We start from the raw sequence: 531 nt of genomic DNA, 5'->3' as shown, positions 1-531 counted from the left end.
TGCTATCAAGTTTAACGATTATTGTATACAGCGTCTTGCGGTCAACCAATGTTAATAAGACACTTTTTTTATCTTTCCCTATTATCGTATCTCCTTCCCAGTCCCCAATACGTTCTTTTTTATCAACAATTTCCGGGCGTTCATCAATACTGACCCGATTTTTAATTTTACCTCTTCTTTCATAGCGACCATAGCGTTTGCGATAGGGTTTTCTGGCTATTCGCAGATGTTGCCATAAATCCCCCCCTCTCTTTTATCTTGATAAATCAGTCTATAAATCGTCTCATGATGCAAAGATATCCCTTTATGTTGCTTCAAATAATCAGTCACCTGTTCAGGGCTTAAATCTTTCCAAATTAATCGTTTTATCCATCTTTTTACTTCCGGCGTTATTTTCACGGCTTTCTTAGCAAAATGACGACGCACCAATACCTTCAAATGAGCCTGTTCAGGGCAGTATGTCTGGACTTCTTGATTTCTCTTCAATTCTCTGCTGATGGTCGATGGACTTCGCTTAAGTGACTCCGCAAT

At 39.2% G+C, this 531-nt stretch carries 1 pseudogene; it reads right to left on the bottom strand.

Annotated features, from left to right (window positions below):
• Positions 1-531 (bottom strand): annotated as a pseudogene (locus EAE89_RS23215) (IS30 family transposase); the annotation flags it as partial.

It is taken from the genome of Photorhabdus heterorhabditis, assembly GCF_018448905.1.
GTDB lineage: Bacteria > Pseudomonadota > Gammaproteobacteria > Enterobacterales > Enterobacteriaceae > Photorhabdus > Photorhabdus heterorhabditis.
The sequence above is the reverse complement of the archived record's forward strand: the minus strand, read 5'-3'. Positions and strand labels throughout refer to the sequence as shown.